At 40.3% G+C, this 26,423-nt stretch carries 28 protein-coding genes; all 28 read left to right on the forward strand.

From position 1 onward, the window contains the following. The first annotated feature begins 22 nt into the window (after positions 1-22). Entirely contained in the window at positions 23-310 is a 288-nt protein-coding gene (locus BMZ06_RS00470; RefSeq protein ID WP_089749060.1) for a hypothetical protein, read from the forward strand. 90 nt (positions 311-400) lie between these two features. Beyond that, on the forward strand, positions 401-2,215 hold the full coding sequence (gene lepA / locus BMZ06_RS00475) for a translation elongation factor 4 (protein ID WP_089749062.1): 1,815 nt from the start codon (positions 401-403) through the stop codon (positions 2,213-2,215). Between the two features lie 75 nt (positions 2,216-2,290). Further along, complete coding sequence (gene hemW / locus BMZ06_RS00480; protein ID WP_089749064.1) at positions 2,291-3,430, forward strand: radical SAM family heme chaperone HemW; 1,140 nt, start codon at positions 2,291-2,293, stop codon at positions 3,428-3,430. A 98-nt stretch (positions 3,431-3,528) separates the two neighbouring features. Then, positions 3,529-4,551 (forward strand): heat-inducible transcriptional repressor HrcA, encoded by a 1,023-nt coding sequence (hrcA, locus tag BMZ06_RS00485; protein ID WP_089749066.1) that lies wholly within the window; start codon positions 3,529-3,531, stop codon positions 4,549-4,551. A 119-nt stretch (positions 4,552-4,670) separates the two neighbouring features. Continuing rightward, positions 4,671-5,213 (forward strand): nucleotide exchange factor GrpE, encoded by a 543-nt coding sequence (grpE, locus tag BMZ06_RS00490; protein WP_089749067.1) that lies wholly within the window; start codon positions 4,671-4,673, stop codon positions 5,211-5,213. Between the two features lie 41 nt (positions 5,214-5,254). Further along, the gene (gene dnaK / locus BMZ06_RS00495) at positions 5,255-7,084 is read left to right on the forward strand and encodes a molecular chaperone DnaK (protein WP_089749070.1); all 1,830 of its coding nucleotides are present in this window, start codon (positions 5,255-5,257) and stop codon (positions 7,082-7,084) included. A 148-nt stretch (positions 7,085-7,232) separates the two neighbouring features. Then, the gene (gene dnaJ / locus BMZ06_RS00500) at positions 7,233-8,354 is read left to right on the forward strand and encodes a molecular chaperone DnaJ (protein ID WP_089749071.1); all 1,122 of its coding nucleotides are present in this window, start codon (positions 7,233-7,235) and stop codon (positions 8,352-8,354) included. 212 nt (positions 8,355-8,566) lie between these two features. Then, positions 8,567-9,511 (forward strand): 50S ribosomal protein L11 methyltransferase, encoded by a 945-nt coding sequence (gene prmA, locus BMZ06_RS00505; protein ID WP_089749073.1) that lies wholly within the window; start codon positions 8,567-8,569, stop codon positions 9,509-9,511. 6 nt (positions 9,512-9,517) lie between these two features. Beyond that, positions 9,518-10,273: a 16S rRNA (uracil(1498)-N(3))-methyltransferase gene (locus BMZ06_RS00510; RefSeq protein ID WP_089749075.1), complete on the forward strand. Its 756-nt coding sequence runs from the start codon at positions 9,518-9,520 to the stop codon at positions 10,271-10,273. Positions 10,274-10,364: 91 nt separating this feature from the next. Next, complete coding sequence (gene deoC, locus BMZ06_RS00515; RefSeq protein ID WP_089749078.1) at positions 10,365-11,036, forward strand: deoxyribose-phosphate aldolase; 672 nt, start codon at positions 10,365-10,367, stop codon at positions 11,034-11,036. A gap of 493 nt (positions 11,037-11,529) precedes the next feature. Beyond that, the gene (gene rpsU, locus BMZ06_RS00520) at positions 11,530-11,703 is read left to right on the forward strand and encodes a 30S ribosomal protein S21 (protein ID WP_089749081.1); all 174 of its coding nucleotides are present in this window, start codon (positions 11,530-11,532) and stop codon (positions 11,701-11,703) included. A gap of 22 nt (positions 11,704-11,725) precedes the next feature. Continuing rightward, positions 11,726-12,172: a GatB/YqeY domain-containing protein gene (locus tag BMZ06_RS00525; protein WP_089749083.1), complete on the forward strand. Its 447-nt coding sequence runs from the start codon at positions 11,726-11,728 to the stop codon at positions 12,170-12,172. A 121-nt stretch (positions 12,173-12,293) separates the two neighbouring features. Next, positions 12,294-13,652, forward strand: a complete 1,359-nt coding sequence (locus BMZ06_RS00530; protein WP_089749085.1) for an NfeD family protein — start codon at positions 12,294-12,296, stop codon at positions 13,650-13,652. Continuing rightward, complete coding sequence (floA, locus tag BMZ06_RS00535) at positions 13,649-14,644, forward strand: flotillin-like protein FloA (protein ID WP_089749087.1); 996 nt, start codon at positions 13,649-13,651, stop codon at positions 14,642-14,644. Before BMZ06_RS00530 ends, floA begins: the two co-directional genes overlap by 4 nt. A 30-nt stretch (positions 14,645-14,674) precedes the next feature. After that, entirely contained in the window at positions 14,675-15,187 is a 513-nt protein-coding gene (locus tag BMZ06_RS00540; protein ID WP_089749089.1) for a hypothetical protein, read from the forward strand. A 69-nt stretch (positions 15,188-15,256) separates the two neighbouring features. Further along, complete coding sequence (gene yqfC, locus BMZ06_RS00545; RefSeq protein WP_089749091.1) at positions 15,257-15,541, forward strand: sporulation protein YqfC; 285 nt, start codon at positions 15,257-15,259, stop codon at positions 15,539-15,541. A gap of 10 nt (positions 15,542-15,551) precedes the next feature. Next, entirely contained in the window at positions 15,552-16,739 is a 1,188-nt protein-coding gene (yqfD, locus tag BMZ06_RS00550) for a sporulation protein YqfD (protein ID WP_089749093.1), read from the forward strand. 2 nt (positions 16,740-16,741) lie between these two features. Beyond that, positions 16,742-17,704, forward strand: coding sequence for a PhoH family protein (locus BMZ06_RS00555; RefSeq protein WP_089749095.1), 963 nt, complete (start codon positions 16,742-16,744; stop codon positions 17,702-17,704). A gap of 336 nt (positions 17,705-18,040) precedes the next feature. Further along, positions 18,041-18,508, forward strand: coding sequence for an rRNA maturation RNase YbeY (gene ybeY, locus BMZ06_RS00560; protein ID WP_089749427.1), 468 nt, complete (start codon positions 18,041-18,043; stop codon positions 18,506-18,508). Then, positions 18,483-18,863, forward strand: coding sequence for a diacylglycerol kinase family protein (locus tag BMZ06_RS00565; RefSeq protein ID WP_089749097.1), 381 nt, complete (start codon positions 18,483-18,485; stop codon positions 18,861-18,863). The genes ybeY and BMZ06_RS00565 overlap by 26 nt, the downstream gene beginning before the upstream one ends. A 78-nt stretch (positions 18,864-18,941) precedes the next feature. Then, entirely contained in the window at positions 18,942-19,847 is a 906-nt protein-coding gene (gene era, locus BMZ06_RS00570; RefSeq protein WP_089749099.1) for a GTPase Era, read from the forward strand. An 88-nt stretch (positions 19,848-19,935) separates the two neighbouring features. Further along, a complete protein-coding gene (locus BMZ06_RS00575; RefSeq protein ID WP_425431742.1) occupies positions 19,936-20,097 on the forward strand; it encodes a YqzL family protein in 162 nt (53 codons plus the stop codon). A 21-nt stretch (positions 20,098-20,118) separates the two neighbouring features. Continuing rightward, the gene (gene recO / locus BMZ06_RS00580; protein ID WP_089749103.1) at positions 20,119-20,862 is read left to right on the forward strand and encodes a DNA repair protein RecO; all 744 of its coding nucleotides are present in this window, start codon (positions 20,119-20,121) and stop codon (positions 20,860-20,862) included. A gap of 302 nt (positions 20,863-21,164) precedes the next feature. Next, positions 21,165-22,052: a glycine--tRNA ligase subunit alpha gene (glyQ, locus tag BMZ06_RS00585; RefSeq protein ID WP_089749105.1), complete on the forward strand. Its 888-nt coding sequence runs from the start codon at positions 21,165-21,167 to the stop codon at positions 22,050-22,052. Next, positions 22,045-24,129 (forward strand): glycine--tRNA ligase subunit beta, encoded by a 2,085-nt coding sequence (glyS, locus tag BMZ06_RS00590; RefSeq protein WP_089749107.1) that lies wholly within the window; start codon positions 22,045-22,047, stop codon positions 24,127-24,129. Before glyQ ends, glyS begins: the two co-directional genes overlap by 8 nt. A gap of 83 nt (positions 24,130-24,212) precedes the next feature. Then, the gene (ccpN, locus tag BMZ06_RS00595) at positions 24,213-24,842 is read left to right on the forward strand and encodes a transcriptional regulator CcpN (RefSeq protein WP_089749109.1); all 630 of its coding nucleotides are present in this window, start codon (positions 24,213-24,215) and stop codon (positions 24,840-24,842) included. 28 nt (positions 24,843-24,870) lie between these two features. Continuing rightward, complete coding sequence (locus BMZ06_RS00600) at positions 24,871-25,683, forward strand: pyruvate, water dikinase regulatory protein (RefSeq protein ID WP_089749110.1); 813 nt, start codon at positions 24,871-24,873, stop codon at positions 25,681-25,683. A gap of 247 nt (positions 25,684-25,930) precedes the next feature. Further along, a complete protein-coding gene (locus tag BMZ06_RS00605; protein WP_245755916.1) occupies positions 25,931-26,401 on the forward strand; it encodes a YaiI/YqxD family protein in 471 nt (156 codons plus the stop codon). The last annotated feature ends 22 nt before the right edge of the window (positions 26,402-26,423 follow it).

Consider the following 26,423-nt stretch of genomic DNA (forward strand, 5'->3'; position numbering starts at 1 on the left):
AGAAGGGGAGGGAGGAGAGATCATGAAGTGGCTGTTAGCTATTCTGTTAAGTGGAGCGTTTTTTGTGGCAGGGTCTTTATATGGAATAGACAAGGTTCAGGAAAAAGAGATAGAACCGACTCCAATTGTGCAAGAAAAAGAACCGAAGAAAACGTCTGTCGTCCGTCCATGCTCTCCCCCTGAAACCATAGAGGATATTCCGTTTATTGTGAAAGTTGCTGCTGGAATAGGGGAAGGAGTGGCGGCAAGCTTTAATGGAATTATTTTGGTACTGGCTGAGTTTATACACTCCAATCCGGGTTCTCCATAGAATCGATTCTGCTTAGACATTGAATAATCAAGCTCCTATTGCTATAATCAGGCTAGTTATGTGTGCCGAATTAAGTAGGAGTGATGTAAGTTGACTAGTCAATATAATCAGGATAGAGTCCGCAACTTTTCGATAATTGCCCATATTGATCATGGGAAATCAACGCTTGCTGACAGAATCCTTGAAAAAACAAAAGCATTAACGCAAAGAGAAATGAAGGAACAGTTTCTTGATGCGATGGATTTAGAAAGAGAGAGAGGCATTACCATTAAGCTGAATGCTGTTCAGCTTAACTATGCAGCAAACGATGGAGAGGATTATACTTTTCATTTGATTGATACACCAGGGCATGTCGATTTTACATATGAGGTGTCCCGTAGCTTAGCGGCCTGTGAAGGGGCTATTCTAGTGGTTGATGCCGCTCAGGGTATCGAAGCCCAGACTTTAGCAAATGTTTATCTAGCTTTAGAGAACGACCTCGAAATTATACCAGTTATTAATAAGATTGATCTTCCAGGAGCAGATCCTGAACGGATTAAGCAGGAGATAGAAGATGTAATTGGCATTGATGCGTCTGATGCAATATTAGCTTCAGCAAAAGAAGGGGTAGGGATCGATGAAATTTTAGAACGTATCGTTTCCGATATCCCTGCACCTGCAGGAGAAGCCAAGGCACCAACCAAGGGACTGATTTTTGATTCTCTTTATGATTCCTACAGAGGGGTTATTGCCTATACCTGTGTACGCGAAGGGTCTATTAAAGTTGGCGACAAGATCAAAATGATGGCAACAGGAAAAGAATTTGAAGTAAATGAGGTGGGTGTGTTCCGACCGACACCAACCCCTTTAAAAAAATTACAGGTAGGTGATGTCGGTTATTTAACCGCTTCTATAAAAAATATTGGAGACTCACGCGTAGGGGATACAATAACCTTAGCCAATAATCCTGCCAAAGAACCGCTTCCAGGTTACAAAAAAATGAATCCAATGGTATTCTGCGGAATGTATCCGGTAGATGCTAATAAATACAATGATTTAAGAGATGCTCTTGAACGTCTTGAACTAAATGATTCCTCTTTGCAGTATGAAGCTGAGACTTCTCAGGCTTTAGGATTTGGATTCCGCTGTGGTTTTCTGGGAATGCTTCATATGGAAATTATCCAGGAGAGGATAGAGCGCGAATACAAAATTGATCTGATTACTACAGCACCGAGTGTAATTTATAAAGTGAAACTGACCGACGGAGAAGAGAAAGAAGTCGATAATCCATCCATGATGCCGGATAATCAAACCCTTGAAGAAGTACAGGAGCCCTTCGTAAAAGCAACTATTATGGTTCCCAATGATTATGTGGGTCCTGTCATGGAAATTTGTCAGCGGAAACGCGGGAATTTCATGGATATGCAGTATCTGGATGATAATCGCGTTAATATTGTATATGAAATTCCACTATCAGAAATCGTTTATGATTTCTTTGACTCCTTGAAGTCTCAGACTAAAGGTTATGCTTCTTTCGATTACGAACTGATTGGATACCGTTCTTCTAATTTAGTTAAGATGGATATCCTGTTGAACGGAGATACGATTGATGCTTTATCATTCATCGTGCACCGTGATTTTGCTTATGAACGTGGGAAACTGATTGCTGAAAAGTTGAAGAACCTCATTCCGAGACAGCAGTTTGAAGTCCCTGTACAAGCAGCGATTGGAACTAAAATTGTTGCCCGGACGACGATTAAAGCGATGCGTAAAAACGTACTCTCCAAATGTTACGGAGGCGACATTTCCCGTAAGCGTAAACTTCTTGAGAAACAAAAAGAAGGTAAAAAACGTATGAAGATGGTTGGTTCGGTAGAAGTTCCTCAAGAGGCCTTCATGTCCGTGCTGGATCTGAGTGAAGATTAATCAAATGAAGATAATGAATAAAGCCGCAGGAGTGAATCTCTTGCGGTTTTCCTTATGAAAGGTGGAACAACATCTATGAATATACCTTCCGCTTATATTCACATCCCTTTTTGCCAGCAGATTTGTCATTACTGTGACTTTACAAAGTTTTTTTATAACGAGAAACTCGCTGATGAATATTTGGAAGCGTTAGAAAAAGAAATACACACTTACGTACCTGGAGAAAAGGCTGTAGTAAAAACCATTTTTGTCGGCGGGGGCACACCAACAGTTGTGACTCACAAACAGCTGAGAAAGCTCCTTGAAATGATTCATAATCATTTTGATATAGCTGCATGTGAAGAATATACGTTTGAAGCAAATCCGGGAGATCTGGATTTGGAGAAAGTTCAAATGCTGAAAGATTATGGAGTGAACCGAATTTCATTAGGCGTTCAGGTTTTCGACGATGACATGCTTGAAAAAATCGGTCGTGTCCATCGTGTGAAAGATGTGTATACCAATATTGACCGTCTTCTACAGGTAGGGTTATCTAACGTGAGCATTGACCTCATGTATGCTCTTCCAGGGCAAAGTGTTGAAGATTTCGAAAAGACGATTGATGAAGCTCTTCAATTCGGCTTACCCCACTATTCCTCTTATTCGCTGCAAATTGAACCTAAAACGGTGTTTTATCAGCGATATAATAAGGGTACTTTAGTGAAGCCTCCTGAAGAAGATGAGGCCCAAATGTATGAAATGCTTCAGGAGAAACTTGAGGCAAACGGTGTCCAGCAGTATGAGATCAGTAATTTTGCAAAACCAGGGTTTGAAAGCAAACATAACCTGACATACTGGAATAATGAATATTATTACGGAATCGGTGCCGGATCACATGGATATCTACCAGGAAAAAGGACGATTAATATACGTCCTCTCCCCGCGTATGTGAAACAAGCAATGGAAAACGGGAAACCAGTTCTTCATGAGGAACCCATAGGTGTGAAAGAGCAAATGGAAGAGGAAATGTTTCTAGGCCTCAGAAAAACGTCCGGGGTTTCATTGACAAGATTTCGTGAAAAGTACAATCGTGACGCAGAAGAAGTGTTTGGAGAGGCATTTCCATCTCTGAAAAAAAGAGGATTAATTGAGCAGCAAAGCGAAAAAATTAGTTTAACACCTCGCGGACGGATTCTGGGAAATGAGGTATTTCAAGAATTTCTTATTGATGATTAAAAATTAAATGTTATCCGTTGACATCCTCAAACCCTTTTGATAATTTATTATTAGATTTAGCACTCACTTTCTTCGAGTGCTAACAGAGGTGATCATCGATGTTAACTGAAAGACAATTGCTCATTTTGCAAGTGATTATTGATGATTTCATTCTGACTGCACAACCTGTGGGGTCGCGGTCAATTGCTAAAAAAGATGCTGTAACGTTTAGTTCAGCTACAATTAGAAATGAAATGGCAGACCTTGAGGAGATGGGATATATTGAAAAGACCCATTCTTCTTCTGGACGAGTTCCATCTGAGAAGGGATACCGTTTTTATGTGGATCACCTTCTTGCTCCTTTACGTCTGTCGAACAAAGAAATAATGACTATTAGGGAAGCCTTCGACGACAAGATGCTTGAATTTGAAAGAGTCGTGCAGAAATCTGCCGGTATTCTATCAGATTTAACAAATTATACGTCCATTATTCTTGGTCCTGAAGTGTTTGAAACCAAATTAAAACAGCTTCAGATTGTTCCTTTGAATGATCAATCAGCGATTGCTATTCTGGTTACCAATACAGGCCATGTGGAACATAGAGCATTCAATGTTCCTGTGGAAATAAACTCTTCAAACCTTGAAAAAATGGTTAACATTTTAAATAGTCGTCTTCAAGGTGTGCCCTTAGTGAAGCTGCATGAAAAGCTGCACACTGAAATTAGTGATTTGCTCAAGACCCATACAGATCAGCATGAACAGGCATTCTCTTACTTACAGGCTGCTCTTCTGGATGATCATAGCACTAAGCTTTATATTGGTGGCAAAACGAACATTCTGATGCAGCCTGAATTTCGGGACCTCGATAAGGTGCGGTCCTTATACGCTACGATTGAGCAGGAGAATGATATTGCAGACTTACTGCGTTCAGGTGAGGAAGGCATTAATGTGCGAATAGGTCAGGAAAACCCTTTTGATGCAATGCAGAACTGCAGCCTGATTACAGCTAGTTATAAACTAAGCAATAACCAAATAGGTACTATTGCTTTGTTAGGTCCCACACGTATGGAGTACAACCGGATGTTTTCATTAATGAATGTTTTGTCTAAACACATGACGGAAACGTTCAAAGGGTGGTACTAACCTTTTATCATAAAGAGCGGTTTTTTATCCCATCGCTTCTTTATTGTATATTGCTTTTTCAGCATATCAATTCATGTTATAGTCATTAACGGTGAATTGGAATTTAGGAGGTGGAAGTCGTGGAAGAAAGTAAGCAGCAGAATCAAGAAATTATTGATGAAACGAATGAAGAAAATCAAACAGCTGATGAAGAAGTAGAAGTAGCAGAGGAAAACTCTGAATTGGAGCAGCTGCGTGAGGAAAAAGAAGAAGCGCAGAACCGTTTACTTCGTCTTCAAGCTGATTATGATAATTTCCGACGCCGTACTCAAAAAGAAAGAGAAGCGGATCGGAAATATAAATCCCAAAGCTTAGTTGAAGAGTTAATCCCTGTTATGGATAACTTTGAAAGAGCTTTGCAGGTGGAAGTAGATGGAGAGTCATCTGAAAAATTTGTTGAAGGAATCAAAATGGTTTATCAGCAGTTCCACAGTGCTCTTGAAAAAGAGGGAGTGGAAGAGATTCCATCTAAAGGAGAAGAGTTTGATCCTCATCTCCACCAGGCCGTGATGCAAGTCGAAGATGAAAACTTTGACTCCAACATTGTAGTAGAAGAACTGCAAAAAGGGTATCGGCTGAATGACCGGGTTATACGCCCGGCTATGGTAAAAGTAAATCAGTAAATTAACATTGGATGTAGTAAGGTAAAGGAGGACACAAAACCATGGGTAAAATTATTGGAATTGACTTAGGTACAACAAACTCTTGTGTAGCTGTAATGGAAGGTGGAGAATCAAAAGTTATCCCTAATCCAGAGGGTAACCGTACAACTCCATCAGCTGTAGCTTTTAAAAATGGGGAACGTCAAGTAGGGGAAGTGGCTAAGCGTCAAGCAATCACAAACCCTAACACGATTCTTTCCATTAAACGTTATATGGGTACAGATCACAAGGTAGAAGTGGAAGGTAAAGAGTACACTCCACAGGAAGTTTCTGCGATCATCCTACAGTACATTAAGAATTATGCAGAAGATTATCTTGGAGACACAGTAGATAAAGCGGTTATTACTGTACCTGCTTATTTCAACGATGCTGAACGTCAAGCTACGAAAGATGCTGGTAAAATTGCAGGTCTTGAAGTTGAGCGTATTATTAACGAACCTACAGCAGCAGCTCTAGCTTATGGTATCGATAAAGAAGATCAGGATCAGACAATTCTTGTTTATGACCTTGGTGGAGGTACGTTTGACGTATCCATTCTTGACATTGGCGAAGGTACTTTTGAAGTAGTAGCTACTGCCGGTGACAACCGCCTTGGTGGTGACGACTTTGACCAGGTTATCATTGATCATATGGTAGCTGAATTCAAAAAAGAAAACGGTATTGATTTATCTCAAGATAAAATGGCGAAACAGCGCTTAAAAGATGCAGCTGAAAAAGCGAAAAAAGATCTATCTGGTGTAGCGCAAACTCAGATTTCTCTTCCATTTATCACAGCTGGAGAGGCTGGACCTCTTCACCTTGAAATGAATCTAACACGTGCTAAATTCGAAGAACTTGCATCAGATCTAATTGAGCGTTCTATGAAGCCGACTCGTCAAGCTATGAAAGATGCTGGCATGAGCGCTAGCGACATTCATAAAGTACTTCTTGTAGGTGGTTCTACTCGTATTCCTGCAGTTCAGGAAGCGATTAAGAAAGAAGTAGGTAAAGACCCTTCTAAAGGAGTAAACCCTGATGAAGTAGTTGCGCTTGGTGCATCTATTCAAGGTGGAGTACTTCAAGGTGATGTGAAAGATGTTGTCCTTCTAGATGTGACACCACTTTCTCTTGGTATTGAGACTATGGGTGGAGTTACAACCAAGCTTATTGAGCGTAATACAACGATCCCAACCAGCCATTCTCAAGTATTCTCTACAGCTGCTGATAACCAAACAGCGGTTGACATCCACGTCCTTCAGGGCGAACGTGAAATGGCACAGGACAACAAAACGCTTGGCCGTTTCCAACTAACTGATATTCCACCTGCTCCACGCGGTGTGCCTCAAATCGAAGTAAGCTTTGATATTGATGCAAACGGAATAGTTAATGTACGTGCGAAAGATATGGGTACGAACAAAGAGCAGTCCATTACTATTAAATCTTCTTCAGGTCTTTCTGATGAAGAAGTTGAAGATATGGTTCGTCAGGCTGAAGAAAATGCAGAAGAAGACAAGAAGAAACGTGAAGCAATCGAGCTTCGCAATGAAGCAGACCAGCTTATCTTCACAACAGATAAGACCATTAAAGATCTTGGTGAGCAAGTGAGCGAAGAAGAGAAACAAAAAGCTGAAACAGCTAAAGAAGAACTTCAGACCGCACTTGAGGGTGAAGACCAAGAAGCGATTAAAGAGAAGAAAGATGCTCTTCAAGAACAAGTTCAAGCTCTATCTGTGAAGCTTTACGAACAGGCTCAGCAGCAAGCTGAAGCACAGCAAGGTCAAGAAGGCGGCGCTGATGAAGATGTTGTTGATGCTGACTATGAAGAAGTTAACGATGACGAGAACAAAAAATAATAATAGGTAAAAAAGAAAAGTCAAAGTCAGGATCTTCTTGACTTTGACTTTTTTTCACGTAAGGATGAACTCCATCCTATTTGCTTCAACAAACCAGTCAATGTTAATATAAACGTTATGTAATAGTGTCCGGGAGAGTGATCGACAAGTGAGTAAACGCGATTATTATGAGGTGCTGGGTGTATCCCAGGATGCCTCTAAAGACGAAATTAAAAAAGCGTACCGAAAACTAGCAAGAAAGTACCATCCTGATGTTAGTGAAGAGGAAAATGCTTCCGAGAAATTTAAGGAAGCGAAAGAAGCTTACGAAACGTTAAGTGACCAGCAAAAACGTGCTCAGTACGACCAGTTTGGTCATCAGGATCCTAATCAAGGATTTGGTGGTTTCGGAGGCGGTCAAGACTTTGGCGGCTTTGGAGATATTTTCGATATGTTCTTTGGTGGTGGTGGTCGTCAGCGTGACCCAAACGCTCCACGTAAGGGCGCTGATTTGCAATACACCATGACTTTACAATTCGAAGAAGCCATATTTGGTAAGAGCACAGATGTTGAAATCCCGGTTGAAGAAGCCTGCGATACTTGTGATGGTTCTGGTGCTAAACCAGGTACTACGCCAGACACGTGTCCACACTGTGAAGGCAGTGGGCAAATCAACCAGGAGCAGAACACGCCGTTTGGCCGCGTAGTTAACCGCAGAGTATGCCATTACTGTCAGGGAAGCGGTAAAATTATTAAAGATAAATGTCAAACTTGCGGCGGCGATGGCCGGGTAACAAAACGTAATAAAATTCATATTGATATCCCGGCAGGTATTGATGAAGGTCATCAAATTCGTGTCCAAGGAAAAGGTGAGGCAGGAGTAAATGGGGGACCTGCAGGCGATCTGTTTGTAGTAATCCGCGTTCAGCCTCATGAGTTCTTCCAGCGCGATGGAGACCACATCTTTTGTGAGATTCCGCTGACTTTCGCTCAAGCGGCACTCGGGGATGAGATTGAGGTGCCAACTGTGCACGGAAAAGTCATGCTTAAGATTCCAGCAGGTACTCAAACTGGTAAAACATTCCGTTTGAAAGAAAAAGGTGCTCCAAATGTTCATGGGCGCGGTCAAGGAGACCAGCACGTAAAAATGAAAATTATTACACCGAAAAATCTTACAGAACGGCAAAAAGAACTGCTGCGTGAGTTTAATGATATTAGCGGAAACGAAGCTACAGAAGAGCAGCACGGTAACTTTTTTGAACGTATGAAGCGCGCCTTTAAAGGTGACTGATAGAATAAAAAGGAGAGTGTCTGGAACGAAACGGTTCACAGGGTTTTTAAATCTGTAAGGTCCCGTAAATCGTTCAGGCACTCTTTTTTTATATGAGGAAAAATTCGATTTGCTGTCATCAATTATGGTGAATAACGTAACCGATGCAGAAAAATCCAGCCTTCAGGTATTCGTAGCCTGGCAATAAAAAACTATAAAGTGAGTTGAGTCCAATGAAATGGTCTGAATTTTGTATTCATACAACTAACGAAGCGATTGAACCAATATCTAATATTTTACACGAATCAGGAGCAAGCGGAGTCGTAATTGAAGACCCGCAGGATATGATGAAAGGCCAGACGGACCTGGGAGAAATTTATGAATTGAACCCTGAAGATTATCCGGAAGAAGGAGTATATGTTAAGGCTTATTTACCTATGAATAGCTTTCTGGGAGAGACGATCGAGGAAATTAAGCAATCTATAAACAACCTCCACGAGTTTGGGATAGATGTAGGAAGAAATGTAGTAACACTTAGCGAGGTTCAGGAAGAGGACTGGGCGACAGCCTGGAAAAAATATTACAAGCCGGTTAAAATCTCTGAAAGGATTACCATTATGCCGACTTGGGAAGATTATACCCCTGTTTCCAGTGATGAAATAATCATCGAAATGGATCCCGGTATGGCTTTCGGGACAGGTACTCATCCGACAACTGTTCTTAGTATTCAGGCTTTGGAACAGTATTTACAAAAAGACGATTTAGTATTGGATGTAGGGACAGGATCTGGAATATTAAGTGTGGCATCTGTTTTATTAGGGGCAAGCCAAGTTCATGCATTTGATCTAGATGATATTGCAGTAAAGAGTACCATGATTAATGCCGAGTTGAATGGGGTTGAAAATCAAGTTTCCGCTAAGCTTAATAATCTTCTTGAAGGAGTTGAGCAAGAAGCGGATCTGATTGTTTCTAATATACTGGCTGAAATCATCGTTCGATTTACGGATGATGCTTTTAAAGTCGTTAAGCCTGGAGGATATTTCATTACGTGCGGAATTATATCTGGTAAAAAGGAAATGGTGCTGGAACGTCTGAAAAGTTCCGGTTTTGAAGTTGTGGAAACAAATAAAATGGAAGACTGGATCAGTATTATTGCCAGAAAGCCAGAGTCAAGGTGATTTTGCATGCAGCGTTATTTTGTAGAAGGATCTAGTTGGGAAAACGAGCACTTGTGGATTACAGGAGAAGACGTACATCATATATCTCGAGTCATGCGCATGGATAAAGGAGACAAGCTGATCGGAATTCATCCGGAACTTGGACCGGCTATATGCAAAATTTTAGAAGTGACGTCCAATCATGTAGAATGCTGTGTAGAAGAATGGTTAGAGGAAAACCGAGAACTTCCTGTTCAGGTAAGTATCGTCCAAAGTCTCGGTAAAGGGGACAAGCTAGAGCAAGTCGTTCAAAAAGGAACCGAACTTGGAGCCTATTCATTTATTCCTTATCAGGCTGAGCGTTCAGTGGCTAAATGGGATGATAAAAAGACAGCAAAGAAAATTCAGCGGCTGCAAAAGATTGCTAAAGAAGCTAGTGAGCAATCGGAAAGAATTCGTATTCCTGAGATTCATTCTCTATTATCCTTTCAAGAGCTCATTCATTTAACTAATGAATATGACTGGTGTATCCTGGCACATGCAGAGGAAGCACGCCGCAAATCATTTCGACCGCTAGCCTCTATGTTAGAAATGATTAAGCCACACCACAGGGTTCTGGTCATTTTTGGACCAGAGGGCGGTTTTTCTGAAAAAGAGGTTAGTGAATTAGTGAATGCAGGCTTTTTGACGGTGCGCCTTGGTCCGAGAATTCTTCGTATGGAAACTGCACCTTTATATTTCCTATCCACTCTTTCTTATCATTTTGAGGAATTGAGGAAATAATAGCTGAAGAAGCGTGGATTCCTTAATGTGCATAGGTATGTTAAAATTACTTGTACGAACAACTCCAAAATCAGAAGGGAAGATTAAATACATGGGACAAAATCTTGCAAAGATGATTGACCATACACAATTAAAGCCAGACACAACCAAGGAAAAGATTAATCAAATATGCGAAGAAGCTGCAGAGTACGACTTTGCCTCAGTTTGTGTAAATCCTTACTGGGTAGACTACTGCTATGAAAAGTTAAAGGATACGGATGTAAAAGTATGTACGGTTATAGGCTTTCCATTAGGAGCTTCCACTAAAGAAACAAAAGCCTTTGAAACCCGTCAGGCGATCGAAAAAGGTGCTGAAGAAGTGGATATGGTTATTAACATCGGAGAGCTTAAGTCAGGAAATGCTGAAGCCGTGCAATCAGACATAGAAGCTGTTGTCCGTGAAGCAGCAGGAAAAGCAATCGTAAAAGTAATTATCGAAACGTCCCTATTAACTGAAGAAGAAAAAGAAAAAGCTTCTCACCTTGCTAAAGAAGCAGGAGCAGATTATGTAAAAACATCAACCGGATTTTCTGGTGGCGGGGCAACTGTTGCCGATATCAGTCTTATGCGAAAAACGGTAGGCCCGGAAATGGGAGTTAAAGCTTCCGGCGGTGTTCGCGATTATGAAGGTGCGAATGAAATGATTGAAGCTGGTGCTACACGTATAGGTGCCAGTGCGGGAATTTCTATTCTTAAGGGCGAACAGGGCACGTCAGATTATTAATATTGTAAGAGAGCCGTCCTGCTGAAAAGCTAGCGGCTTTCTTTTTTTCATATCTGTTACAATTAGATATAAAGTGGGATGCTTAATTATCAACCTCCCGCGTATGGATTAGTCATTGGCCGAGAACGTTATACATATAGATAAGTGAAAGAAGCAAAGCGCCTATCTATCGATTTTCTACCTTACAGGAGGCTGATTTAATTCAATATTCCGGTAACTTTGGGTGTTGACCTAGATACGATTTGAAGGCTGGCTTTATAAAGATAAATTTTTCTATAAGATAGACTTCTAGATTTTGAAAGGTTGTAAATCCCTTTCTATCTAGGCAAATTCACATATTTAAAACTGAATCATCACATGAAAAATAGGTGATTTATCAAAAAGTATTGAATAAAAAAGTTGACCGCTTTTAAACCATATAATATAATTGTCAAAGGTATGGGAGGTTCCTATACAAAGAATCAGGTTTTTGCTTCGGAGGGAGGGAAATTGCATGTCAAACACAACTCGCGTTCGTAAAAACGAGTCTCTTGAAGATGCTCTTCGTCGCTTTAAGCGCGATGTATCAAAAAGTGGTACATTAGCTGAATATCGTAAGCGTGAATATTACGATAAGCCTAGCGTACGCCGTAAGAAAAAGTCTGAGGCGGCTAGAAAGCGTAAGTAGTAACTAAAGAGGGTGCGGAACGATGACTATAACTGAAAATCTGACCCAGGATATGAAAACTGCTATGAAAGCTCGTGACAAAGAAAAACTGTCTACGATCCGTATGGCTAGAGCTTCTTTGCAAAATGAAGCGATTAAATTGGGGAAAGATTCATTAACTGAAGAAGAAGAATTAACTGTATTAACCCGTGAGGTTAAGCAGAGAAAAGATTCCCTCCACGAATTTAAAGAAGCTGGACGCGAAGATCTTGTAGAAGGACTCGAGCGTGAAATTGAGATTTTACAAGTATATATGCCGAAACAGCTCTCAGATGAAGAACTTGATCAAGTTGTTCAAGAAACAATTCAAGAGGTAGGAGCTACATCGAAAAGTGACATGGGTAAAGTCATGAGTGCGGTAATGCCTAAAGTTAAAGGTAAAGCCGATGGCTCCAAAGTCAATAAGCTTGTACTTCAGCAATTATCTTAAATATAAAGACCTCTCTTTTTAAAGAGAGGTCTTTTTATAATTTTTGAAACCTGGAGGATGTTCTATTCGTATATGTAGTATTCCTTGGGAAAGCTAATAAGCATAAGGAGGTGATCGTTTAATGAAAAAGACTTTTCGTTTATCCATAATCTTTTGCATGGTAGTTTTAGCTGCTGGTTTGTCCATCTTTCACCTTTATTCTTCTGTTCACGCTCAGGGAGAAGGGGAGCAGGTTTATATTATTCCTGTACAAGATACAGTTGAACGGGGAATGGCTGCTTTTCTAAAAAGGACCACGGAAGAAGCTGCTGAAAATGGTGTCGATCACATTATATTCGAAATAGATACACCTGGGGGCAGGGTAGATGCTGCTGGGGATATAGGTGAGATTTTTCAGGACCTTGATATCCCGAATACAGCTTTTGTCACTAGCCGTGCATATTCAGCAGGGTCTTATATAGCTCTCAATGCGGATAATATTTATATGAAACCGCAAGCAACTATGGGTGCTTCAGGGGTAATAAACTCAGATGGTACAGCTGCTGATAAAAAAGCTCAGTCTGCCTGGATATCCTCAATGGTAGCTGCAGCTGAATCCAATGGACGGGATCCTATTTACGCCCGTGCAATGGCTGATAGTAGCATAGACCTTCCCGAATATAACGCCGCTGAAGGAGAATTTCTAACACTTGGACCAAATGAAGCCGAAGAAGTAGGCTATGCAGAAGGTATTGTAGAAGATCGTGTTGAATTACTTAATGAGTTAGGATTGTCTGAAGCAAAAGTAACTGAAAATAATCCTACCGTGGCAGAGAATTTAGCCAGATTTTTAACCGATCCGGTCGTCATTCCTATTTTGCTCTCCGTGGCAAGTCTCGGGCTGATTGTGGAGTTGTATTCCCCGGGGTTTGGAATACCGGGAATAATGGGACTGCTTTCACTCGTTTTATTCTTTTATGGACACATTGTAGCAGGACTTGCTGGATATGAAGCTATTATTTTGCTAATACTTGGAATAGGCCTTGTTATAGCGGAAATCTTTTTACCAGGAGGTATTGCTGGAATTGCGGGAGTCGTTTCCATTGTAGCCTCTCTTATGCTTTCATCTGCAGATATGGGGCATATGGCTATGAGTATAGGAATAGCCTTAATTGCGACCATTATTGTCTCCGTCATACTGTTTAAAACTATGGGGCTGGAGCGAGGTTTTTTCCGTCATATTATCCTTCAGGATTCTACCTCTGCAGAGAAAGGATATTTATCCTCTACCAGTCGCTTAGAGTTGATTGGAATGGTTGGAGAAACCATGACTCCTCTCAGACCTGCAGGTACTGCGGTTTTCGATGGTGAACGCCTGGATGTAGTAACTGAGGGAGGATTTGTTGGCACTGGACAATCGGTTAAAGTGTTGAAAACAGAAGGTTCCCGTATAGTAGTACGTGAGCTTTCATCAAAAGAGAAAGAGGAGGAGAAAGAATGACGTTACAAGAACTTATGCCAATTATTGTCATTGGTGTCATTATCATTGTATTAGCTGTATTATTTACTTTTATCCCGGTGATGCTTTGGATTAGCGCTTTAGCAGCTGGAGTCAAGATCAGTATTTTCACTCTAGTTGGTATGCGGTTACGAAGGGTTGTGCCTTCCAGAGTCATTAATCCATTGATTAAAGCTCATAAGGCCGGTGTAAATGTAGATACCAACCAATTGGAAAGCCACTATTTAGCCGGTGGTAATGTCGACCGGGTGGTTAACGCGCTAATTGCTGCTCAGCGTGCAAATATTGAATTGAGTTTTGAGCGCTGCGCTGCGATTGACCTCGCAGGCCGTGATGTCTTGGAAGCTGTTCAAATGAGCGTAAATCCAAAAGTTATTGAAACCCCGTTTATTGCGGGGGTTGCTATGGATGGTATAGAAGTGAAAGCTAAAGCACGAATTACCGTACGTGCTAATATCGACCGCTTAGTCGGTGGTGCGGGTGAAGATACAGTTATAGCCCGTGTAGGAGAAGGAATTGTATCGACAATTGGTTCAAGTAAAAGCCATAATAAAGTGTTGGAAAACCCTGATATGATCTCACAAAATGTATTAGGAAAAGGTTTAGATGCCGGGACGGCTTTTGAAATCTTATCTATAGATATTGCGGATATTGACATTGGTAAGAACATTGGTGCGATCCTGCAGACAGACCAGGCAGAAGCTGACAAAAATATTGCACAGGCTAAAGCCGAAGAACGCCGGGCTATGGCGATTGCTCAAGAACAAGAAATGCGCGCCCGCGTTCAGGAAATGCAGGCTAAAGTGGTGGAAGCTGAAGCTGAAGTTCCACAGGCTCTTGCAGAAGCTCTTCGTTCAGGAAAAATGGGCGTCATGGATTATATGAATTACCAAAATATTAATGCTGACACCGACATGAGAAATACACTTGGCAAAATGTCTGAGGGTGAGCAGGGCGAAGGTGAAGAAAGTTAATCCCCTTGATTAGTGAAAAGGAGAATTATTATGGGTGAACTTTTTGAACTATTATTCAGTAATTTTCTCATCGTAGCTGCTGTTATAGGTGGTATCATTAGCTTTTTCAGCCGAATGGGAAATGATCAGGAAGATGAACGTAAACAAAATCGTCCGGAACCCTCCAGGTATCCAAGCGCACCTTCTGAGGAAGCGGAGGATCGAGGTCCTATAAGGACGGAAGCGGGTCAGAAAAATCTGCAGGAATATTATGAAGAACAACAGGAAAAAATCAAAGGGTATTCAAAAGATAAAGTTTCTCGAGACCCTCAGAGAACGTTCACGTACGAAACACCGAACAAGGACATTCATACCACTGGGAAGATCCAGGAAGGGCAAATGGAGCGTTATGTGCCCCAGGAAGACCATGTACCTGATCTTCCTAAACTTAAAAAATTAAATAAATGGGATAAGAAACGATTAGCTGAAGGGGTTCTTGCAGCAGAGATTCTCGGGCAGCCCCGAGCGTATAAGCCTCATCAATCTCATCCAAGAAAAAGATAAACGAAACGCACGAATTGTAGTGATACAATTCGTGCGTTTTTCGTATAAATAAAAAGAGGGGGTAGTCGAATGACTAAATGGCAAAAGCAAATCCGTACGTGGATCGGACGTTATTTCGATTTACCTTCCGATGTGATGCTTGATTTACCCAGAATTACGACAATTGGGTCGATTCATGTGTACATAGAAAATCACACGGGTCTTTTGCATTTTTCTGATAATGAAGTAAGGATCCAATATAAGCGGGGCCAAGTGAAGATAATTGGAAAAGATCTCGGAGTAAAGATGATGCTGAAAGAAGAACTATTGCTAGAGGGAGAAATAAAATCGGTGGAATTCCTGCCTGAAGCTTAAGGGGGAGTAGATGACTATGAAAATGCAGCGTGACTTCTTTCAAGGCAGCATGAGAATTAAGGTACAAGGAAAAATGATTGAACCATTCCTCCAGGCATGCGTCCGAAGGGGAAGTGTAATTTCAAATATTAAGCGAGTCAATGAACATGAAGCAGTAATGACCATTAGACTTAGTGAATGGAAAACTTTCAGACAGTTACGGAGAAAGTATCGTTGTAAGCTTTCGATCTTGGAAGGAAGAGGCCTTCCGTTCTATTACAGGAAAATCACACAGAGAAAAGCTTTAATGGCCGCTTTCATGCTTTCCGTTATAGTCGTTTTTTTATTAGCTAATACACTTTGGTCTATTAAAATAGAAGGCTTGACTCCCGAGCTTGAAGCTAACGTCGAAAAAAAATTAAAAACCTACGGAGTTTCCCCGGGCAAGATGTCTATCGGTATGGATGACCCTAATGATATACAAAGAAAGCTGCTTGATGATATTCCTGAGCTTTTATGGATAGGAGTTAATAAGAAGGGGACAAGTTATCAGCTGTACGGTGTAGAAAAGACCAGACATGACACAAATAAGAACCTTCGTCCCTCTGACTTGGTGGCAGAAAAAAAGGGCATGATAGTAAAAACGTTTATTGAAAAAGGAAGACCACTTGTGACGGTGAATGATGTAGTTAAAAAAGGCCAAAAACTGGCTACAGGGCAATTGGTAGAAGATAAAGATATACTTGTCCATACGGAGGGGGAGGTCATCGCTGAAACGTGGTATAAAGTCGATCAAAACCTTCCTATGAACCAAGTACTTTTGCTTACTGACGGACTGGAAGTAAGAGAATACCAATTAAAAATTGGATCCTTAACTCTTCCTCTATGGGGATGGTGGGAGGGAGAGGGCTCACAATTTAGAAGTGAGAACGAAGAGACAAATTGGGAATGGTTCGGGTGGAAGTCACCGATTGACCTAAAAGCCATTCACCATTATGAAGTAGACGGAAAAAAATATGCACAATCCAAAAATAAGATTCAAGAATTGGGAATTATAACGGCAAGAGAAAGCTTGAATCAATACCTTGGAAAAGAGGCTGAAATCATGAAAGAAAAAGTTTTGCACCTTCGTGAGGAGAATGGTAAAGTAAAATTAATCCTATTATTCAAAGTTCATGAAAACATAGCAGTGACCAAGTATATAAGTCAAGGAGATTGAGTATGCCGGAAGATTTAAAAACAATGGACATTCAATTAGATAATACAACGGAAGCGCTGGCCCTGTTTGGGACAGAAGATAGAAATTTAAAGCAGATCGAAGAACAATTAAAAGTAACCATTATCTCAAGAGGTGAAACGGTTCGAGTGTCCGGACAAGCCGAGCAGGTCCAATTAGTGGAGGATATTCTTCATTCTGTGCTTGCTATTATTCGTAAAGGATTAACCATTACGGAAAGAGATATTGTGTATGCAGTAGAACTAGCTAAAAAAGGTAAAATAAATCAATTCGAAGCTTTATTTGAAGATGAAATCACAAGAAACAGTAAAGGTAAATCAATTCGTGTAAAAACACTTGGACAAAGAAACTACATCTCTGCTATTAAGAACAATGATTTAGTTTTCGGTATTGGCCCAGCAGGGACAGGTAAAACTTATCTGGCCGTCGTTATGGCAGTAAATGCTTTGAAAAATGGTGATGTAAAACGAATCATTTTAACTCGACCAGCAGTTGAAGCTGGCGAAAGTCTAGGATTTTTACCTGGAGACTTAAAGGAAAAGGTGGATCCTTACCTCCGACCGCTTTACGACTCCCTTCATGATGTATTTGGAACGGAACATACCGCACGTCTCATTGATCGAGGTACGATTGAAATAGCTCCTCTTGCTTACATGCGAGGGCGTACCCTGGATGATGCCTTTGCGATCTTGGATGAAGCTCAAAATACCACACCAGAACAGATGAAGATGTTTCTGACACGTCTTGGATTTGGTTCCAAAATGATTATTACAGGTGATATTACTCAAGTTGACCTCCCCAAAGGGGTGAAGTCAGGCTTGAAGGTTGCAGAAGAAAAGCTCGGCAAAGTAAAGGGCTCTGCCTTCATTCATTTAGATCAATCTGATGTAGTTAGACATCCGTTAGTACAGCGGATCATCGACGCTTATGAGAAAGATAATTCCTAAGGCCCTTTATACGGGCCTTATTTTATTTCGTTTCATGGAGAAAGATTAGAGTTATTTACATAGGAAAAGCTTGGATTACGTTAAATTTATTTTTTGCTGGGTGGATTTGTTTTCCTTCTCTCTTGGAGGTATCATGGTCTATAAGAACTTATATTATTAAAGAAATCCAAAATGTCTACGTTGTTTAGGAAAGTTAGGACGTGGGTAATACATCCAACAGTCATTAGCTATCTTTGATGAAAATAACCGAAGAAGCTATAATAAACCATTGTATAAATTACATTCCTGAATACAGCATGGTTAGTAAAAATTGCAGCTTGAGGAGGAAATAGTATGATTCAAATCGATTTTCAAGATGAAACCAATTCAGTCGATGAAGCTTATGTGGATTTAATTCAACGCATCATTCGTTTTGCAGGCGATAAAGAGGGTGTACAACCGGACGCTGAAGTTTCAATAAGTTTTGTTGATAACAACGAGATTCAAGAAATTAATCGAAATTATCGTCAGAAAGATCAGCCTACTGACGTAATTTCTTTTGCTATGCAGGAAGAAGGAGAAGGCGAAACAAAAATTCTCAGCGAAGATCTTCCTCTCATGCTTGGCGATATTGTGATTTCTTTAGATAAGGCGAAGGAACAGGCTGAAGATTACGGTCATTCTCTAGACAGAGAATTAGGTTTCTTAGCCCTTCACGGCTTTTTGCATTTATTAGGATATGATCATGAAAATGAAGAAGAGGAAAAAGCGATGTTTAATAGACAAGAGGAAATCCTTCATGAGTTCGGACTTGAAAGGGCATAAAAAAAAGAAGTCCATCGGCTTTCGTTTTGCATGGAATGGGATAAAGGAAGTTTGGAGTGCAGAAAGAAACTTTCGCATTCATTTGATTGCCGGAGTTCTATGTATAGCAGCAGGTGCAGGTTTAAGAGTATCTACGGTGGAGTGGGCACTGCTTATCATTGTGATGGCCATTGTCATTACCCTGGAGATGATTAATTCAAGTATCGAGCGGGTGATGGACTACCTGGCACCTCAATACCACCCGCTTGCAGGTCTTGTGAAGGATATTGCTGCAGGAGCTGTATTAATAGCTAGTATTGCTTCGTTAATTGTAGGGGCGTTTATCTTTGTCCCACGCTTGATCACCTTATTTTAATGCATGAAGAAATAAATGGAATTTTTATAGTGAATTTAGAAATAAAGAAGTGACGTAAGAAACATTGGAGGCTCAACTATGAATGAAGATTTCAAGTCTGGCTTCGTCACGATTGTGGGTAGACCTAATGTAGGTAAGTCTACTTTTATGAACCGCGTAATTGGAGAAAAAATCGCAATTATGAGTGACAAGCCACAAACAACCAGGAATAAAATTCAAGGGGTTATGACAGATAAGGAGTCTCAAATCGTCTTTATCGATACTCCAGGTATTCATAAACCTAAGCATAAGCTCGGAGACTATATGGTCAATGTAGCGGAGAATACATTAAACGAAGTGGATGCTATTCTTTTTATGATCAATGCCGAAGAAGGATACGGCCGTGGTGACCAATTTATTATTGATCGTTTGCAGCGTGTAAATCAGCCTGTATTTTTAATTATTAATAAAATAGATCAAGTACATCCAGATCAGTTGCTGCCTCTTATTGAGCAGTACAAGGAAAAACTGGATTTTGAAGAAATCATTCCTATTTCTGCGCTAGAAGGTAATAACGTTAATCATTTGCTTAATGTATTAAAAGGTCATTTACCCGAAGGGCCCCAATTTTATCCTGAAGATCAAATCACAGATCATCCTGAAAGGTTCGTAATCAGTGAATTTATCCGGGAGAAAGTATTGCACTTAACTCATGAAGAAATCCCGCATTCTATAGCTGTAGTAATTGAAGGAATTGAGCCCAGAGAAAATAAGAATGCTGTTTATATACAGGCTGCGATAATAGTAGAAAGAAAGTCGCAAAAAGGGATTATTATAGGTAAGCAGGGAAGTATGCTCAAGGAAATAGGCAAACGCGCCAGACATGATATTGAATCTTTATTGGGCAGCAAAGTCTTTTTAGAACTTTGGGTAAAAGTTCAGAAAGACTGGAGAAACCGCCAAGTACAGCTTAGTGATTTTGGATATAACGAAGAAGATTATTAAGAGTTGGAAAATATTAAGTCTTATGATTTCACCTTTAAGAAGCATGCTAATGATGTAATTCCGATGCTCAGTGAATATAAGAAAGGCGGTGTTTCTTTTGCTCGAAAACCTTCCATGGAATGTATTCAGACAAACAGGAAACATTGAAACTTATTTATTGATGAAGGAAATGAAGGAACAAAATCAGCAATCTCCTGAACATCAAGCTTCCTCTATCGAACAGGAGTCTCAAGAGGACTTAAATTTGTAAGACTAAAAGCAGGTGAGTGCTTTGTTAGAAAAGATCGAAGGCATTGTTATCCGGACGAGAGATTACGGGGAGACCCATAAGATTATTACGCTTTTTACACGTGAAAAGGGAAAAATAGGGGTGATGGCCCGCGGGGCTAAAAAACCTAAGAGCCGCACCTCCTCTGTAACCCAGCCATTTATTCATGGGATGTATTTAATTCAGATAGGATCGGGACTGGGATCTTTGAGTCAGGGAGAAATGCTCTCCTCCCTGCGCTCAATACGCGAAGATATTGTAAAAACCGCTTACGCCTCTTATCTGGCGGAACTTGTCGACAAGTTGATAGATGAAAAACAGCCGGATCCATTTATGTATGAGCAATTTCTTCAGACCTTGCTCTGGATGAATGAGGGGAAAGATGCAGCAGTATTATCGATGATTTATGAACTTAAATTATTTAAAAAAGCTGGTTTTTCTCCAGTGGTAGATCATTGTATAAATTGCGGCAGTCAAGAAGGACCTTATTCCTTCTCCATTCGTGAAGGGGGGCTCCTTTGTTACCGTTGCAAGCACAAAGATCCAAACGCCTATGGACTGCCGGATCCTTTGCCTAAACTATTACGTATCTTTGTACATATGGATGTTAAACGGCTGGGGCAGATTTCCATGAAAGAGAAGAACAAAAAGATATTGCGTTTAATTATGGATGAATATTATGATCAGTACGGTGGGTATTTAATTAAATCGAAAAAGTTCTTGAAACAATTAGATTTGTTTACATGATCTCGATTGACATTCGTTTATTTATTCAGTATGATTCAACTACTTAATAATACGTTGTGAAGAAGGAAAGTAGTAGCTGAAAACCAGACTATCAAGCGAGCTTGTGACGGTGGAAGACAAGCGTTATGGTTCAGTGAAGGCAGTCCTGAGCATCATTTTTAAAAGCGGCTTTCCATAGTGGAAAGCAAGTAGGGTGGAACCGCGGAAATCCCGTCCCTATGTCTTATGCAGACATAGGGACGGGATTTTATTTGTTTGAAAGAAGCTGTGTACTTTTTTCTATTAGAAAGAGGAGGAAGAAAATGAATATACAAGATATGATTCTTACGCTGCAAAACCACTGGTCAAATCAGGGTTGTTTGCTTATGCAAGCTTATGATACGGAAAAAGGAGCAGGAACTATGTCTCCTATGACACTTTTGCGAAGTCTGGGTCCTGAACCATGGAATGTAGCTTATGTGGAACCTTCACGTCGTCCTGCGGATGGGCGCTACGGTCAAAATCCGAACCGGTTATACCAGCACCACCAGTTTCAAGTCATTATGAAACCATCTCCGGATAACATCCAGGAACTTTATCTTGATTCTCTTCGTGCTTTAGGTATAGATCCGAGTCAGCATGATATACGCTTCGTCGAGGACAACTGGGAAAACCCTACACTTGGCGCAGCAGGACTGGGCTGGGAAGTATGGCTTGACGGAATGGAAATTACACAGTTCACTTATTTCCAGCAAATTGGAGGACTGGAAGCACGGCCGGTATCTGCTGAAATCACTTATGGTTTGGAACGTCTTGCGTCTTATATTCAGGACAAAGAAAATGTATTTGAACTGGAATGGACCAGCGGTGTTACAGTTGGAGATATTTTTATGCAGCCTGAATATGAACATTCTATCTACACTTTTGAGGAATCTGATGAGACCATGCTTTTCAATCTTTTTTCAACTTATGAAAAAGAAGCAGAAAGAATTATGGAAAAAGGATTAGTATTCCCGGCTTATGACTACGTCTTAAAATGTTCTCATACTTTCAATCTTCTAGATGCAAAAGGAGTAATCAGCGTCACGGAGCGCACAGGTTATATATCTCGTGTGAGGAACCTGGCCAGGAAGATTGCTAAAACGTATGTTGAGGAAAGAGAACGATTAGGATTCCCGATGTTAGCGAAGGAGGTTGAGAACCATGAGTAAAACAGTTTTATTTGAACTTGGAGTAGAAGAGCTTCCAGCCCGATTTATTGATGACGCTCTGCAGCAATTAGAACTAAAGACAGAAACGTGGTTCCGCGAACAGAGAATTCCTTACGGAGAAGTGAAAGGATTTGCTACTCCGAGAAGACTGGCTGTGCAGATTAGTGATGTAGCTGAAAAACAACCAGATATAGAAGAAGAAGCGAAAGGGCCTGCTAAGAAAATTGCTCTGGATGAAAATGGAGAATGGACGAAAGCGGCTGTTGGATTTTCTAAAGGACAAGGGAAAGATGTAGAAGATATATACTTCAAAGAAGTAAAAGGCACTGAATATGTCCATGTGTCGAAGTTTATTCAAGGAGAGGAAACGAAAGAATTACTTCAAGACTTTCGCTCTGTGTTTCTAAGTATTACCTTTTCCAAGAATATGCGCTGGGGAAGCTACGATCTAAGGTACGCCCGACCTATTCGATGGATGGTCGCCCTGTTCGGTGAGGAAATTATTCCTTTTACTATTGAAAATGTAACGACTGACCGGATTACATACGGCCATCGTTTCTTGGGTGATAAAGCATCTCTTCGTTCAGCTGAAATTTATGAAGAAGTTTTAAACGACGAATATGTTATCAGTAATGTAACGAAGAGAAAAAATGCCATACGGGAACAACTATTAACACTTGAAGAAAATAAAGGCTGGAAACTTATTATTGATGAGGAACTATTAACGGAAGTCACTCATCTGGTCGAATATCCGACGGTCTTTTTTGGAGCTTATAATGAAGAATTCCTGGAGCTCCCAGAAGAAGCTTTAATTACATCCATGAAAGAACATCAGCGTTATTTCCCTGTTCGTTCTCAAGAAGGTGCTCTTCTTCCTTATTTTGTAGGAGTTCGAAATGGTGACGACAAACATTTAGATACGGTCTCCCGTGGAAATGAAAAAGTTTTGAAAGCGCGCTTAAAAGATGCCCAGTTCTTTTATGAAGAAGATCAAAAAGGTACAATTGATCAAAAACTGGAAAAGCTGTCAAGAATGGTATATCAAGTTGAGCTTGGAACCCTTGCGGATAAAGTAAAGCGTATTAGAGCAATAACTGGTAAAATCAGTGAGTGGCTTAACTTGAATGACTTAGAAAAACAGCAAGCTGAACGAGCTGCTGAGATATGCAAATTTGACCTTGTTACTCAAATGGTTGATGAGTTTACAGAGCTTCAGGGAGTGATGGGAGAAAAGTATGCTCGTTTATTTGGAGAAGAAGAAGCTGTAGCGCGAGCTATTAATGAACATTATATGCCGAGGCAGGCTAACGGCGCCCTTCCTTCTTCAACAATCGGTTCAATTGTAAGTATAGCGGATAAGCTTGACACGATTGTAGGAAGCATCTCAATTGGTATCATTCCAACAGGTTCTCAGGACCCTTATGGGTTACGGAGACAGGCACTTGGGGTTTTACAGACGCTGCAGAGTCAGCAGTGGAATATTCCTGTAGAGAAATTAATAGACCTTGTCCATCAATTCTATCGTGAATTAAATCTTCCAACACGTACAGAAGAAGAAGTGCATCAGGATTTACATGAGTTCTTTAAACTTAGAGCTGCTTATCTATTAAGAGAGAAGGGCATTGATCCTGATATTGTTGAAGCAACGCTTACGAATGGCGTACAAAACTTTGCGGCAACCATTGAAAAAGCTAAGCTGCTTGTAGACAAGCGTCAGGATCCTACTTTCAAATATGTACATGAAGCATTAGGAAGAGTGCTTAACCTCGCGAAAAAAGCAGATGCCGTGGAAGCAAAGCCGAAGTATTTTGAAAATGATTCAGAAGTTCGTTTATATGAAGCCTTTAAACTGGTCCACCCAGAGTATGTGCAAGCTATGCAGGAAGACAGTCCATCTCAGGCTTTAGAGAAACTTTCTGAATTGGCTTCTCCTATCCATGACTTCTTTGATGGAACGATGGTTATGGCAGAAGATGAGAAGGTTCGTAATAATCGATTAGGTTTATTAAGTCAGATTGCTGCAGACATTAAAGAGTTTGCAGACTTAAATGCTATTGAATGGAAGCAGCAGTTCTAAGCCCCCTTCTTTTACCCGGTTATTAATATGGTCTATAATAATTAAATAGAATAGTATGTCACAGTGAGCAGGGTGGTGAAAGATTGGAACTCTCTAACCGACAAGAACAAATCATTCAAATAGTAAAAGACAATGGGCCTATAACGGGAGAAAATATAGCAGACCATTTAAGCCTTACAAGGGCCACTTTGCGTCCTGACCTTGCCATTCTAACTATGGCAGGTTTTCTGGACGCAAGACCCCGTGTTGGATATTTTTTTACTGGAAAAACGGGTTCTGAATTGTTAACGGAAAAGTTGAAAAAGTTTAAAGTCAAAGAGTATCAATCTATACCAATCGTGGTAGAAGAGGATGTGTCAGCTTACGATGCCATTTGTACTATGTTTTTGGAAGATGTCGGTACATTATTTGTAACGAATGAGCATGGACATTTGGTAGGTGTGCTTTCCAGAAAAGATCTTTTACGGGCAAGTATTGGGAATCAGGATTTGTCTTCGATACCTGTTCATATTATTATGACACGGATGCCGAATATCACCATTTGTAAACCAGAGGATTTATTACTGGATGCCGCTCAAAAGCTTATAGAAAAGCAAATTGATGGTCTTCCAGTTGTTGAACCTGCTGAGAATGGATTAGAAGTAATAGGCAGATTGACAAAAACCAACATTACTAAAGCTTTGGTTGAATTAGGACGCGATCAGCATCTATAAAGGAGCAGGAACAGCGAGGAGGGAGAAAATGGGGAAACCATTGATTTACGTATTATCAGATTCGGTTGGGGAAACCGCAGAGCTTGTTGTGAAAGCAGCTCTTAGTCAGTTCGATGATGGGCCTTTTGATCTTCAGAGAATTCCATATGTGGAGGATAAAGGCACAATTAATGAGGCTCTGGTTCAGGCTAAGGAACAGGGTGCGATGGTAGGGTTCACATTTGTCATACCAGAATTCCGCACCTATTTACTTGAGGAAGCAAAAAAGTATGATATTGAATGTGTGGATATTATGGGTCCGATGATGGAAGCCATGGAAAGACATTTTAATTTAGAACCTCGTCTTGAACCTGGTCTCGTTCATAAATTGGATGAAGATTACTTTAAGAGAGTAGAAGCGATAGAGTTTGCTGTACGCTACGATGATGGAAGAGATCCTCGAGGAATCGCTAAAGCGGATATTGTTTTGATTGGTGTCTCAAGAACCTCTAAAACTCCGCTCTCCCAATATTTGGCCCATAAAAGATTAAAGGTAGCCAATGTTCCCATTGTGCCGGAAGTTGAGCCACCAGCTGAACTATACCGAGTGGACCCTGATAAATGTATCGGATTAAAGATCAGCGCAGAAAAATTAAATGACATTAGAAAAGAGCGCTTAAAATCCCTGGGGCTTGGAGCGCAAGCCAGTTATGCAAATATGAATAGGATTCATCAAGAAATTGAACATTTTAATCGTGTAGTAGATCGGATCGGTTGCCATGTTATTGATGTATCCAATAAAGCTGTTGAAGAGACGGCGAATGTCATTACGAATAAATTACGGCAAGATTCCCAAGAATAGTACCAATACTTAAGGTCGCGCTGTGATTAAGCGCGACTTTTGTTGGGAAGGATGAAAATAGGTAAAATAGTATATAGCGTAAATCTATATAATGTATTATAATGTTTATTTGCGGTAAAAATGATCCTATACATGTAATCAGTTGGTATATAGATTTTACTAAAAGAGAAAAGTGTGCACTTTTCAGAAAAATAAAACATTCTAAAATTAGAAGGATTCTATGTATTATTGTAGAAGTACAGTAACTATGTCAAAGTCAAATCAAATTCCGAAAATATGGGTAGATGCAGACAGTTGTCCAGTTCAACAGGAAATTTATAATGTGTGCAGAAAATATGAAGTTACTCCCGTTTTCATAGCTACTGTTAATCATTATAGCCCTGAGAAGGCAGAACAAGGATGGGTTTTTTTAGATCATGGGTCTCAAGCAGTAGACCTTTACATTCTTAATCATGTCACTGTATCCGATTACGTAATAACTCAGGACTTGTCTTTAGCTGTACTATTGACAACTAGAGGGGTTTATGTTCTTACTCCAAGAGGTAAACTAATCAAAGATGCTGATGCAGATGAAATAATGAATAACAAGTACTTGAGGCAACAGACCATGAAGAAAAATAAAAAGTGGAAAGGTCCTTCAGCTTTTAAAAAAGAAGATAGCGAGTATTTTCAGCATGTATTTGAAAAATTGTTAGCTGCTCAGGAAGGTATTCAATAGTCTATCTCGAATAATTGTTTAG

This window comes from Halobacillus alkaliphilus (genome assembly GCF_900113125.1).
GTDB lineage: Bacteria > Bacillota > Bacilli > Bacillales > Halobacillaceae > Halobacillus > Halobacillus alkaliphilus.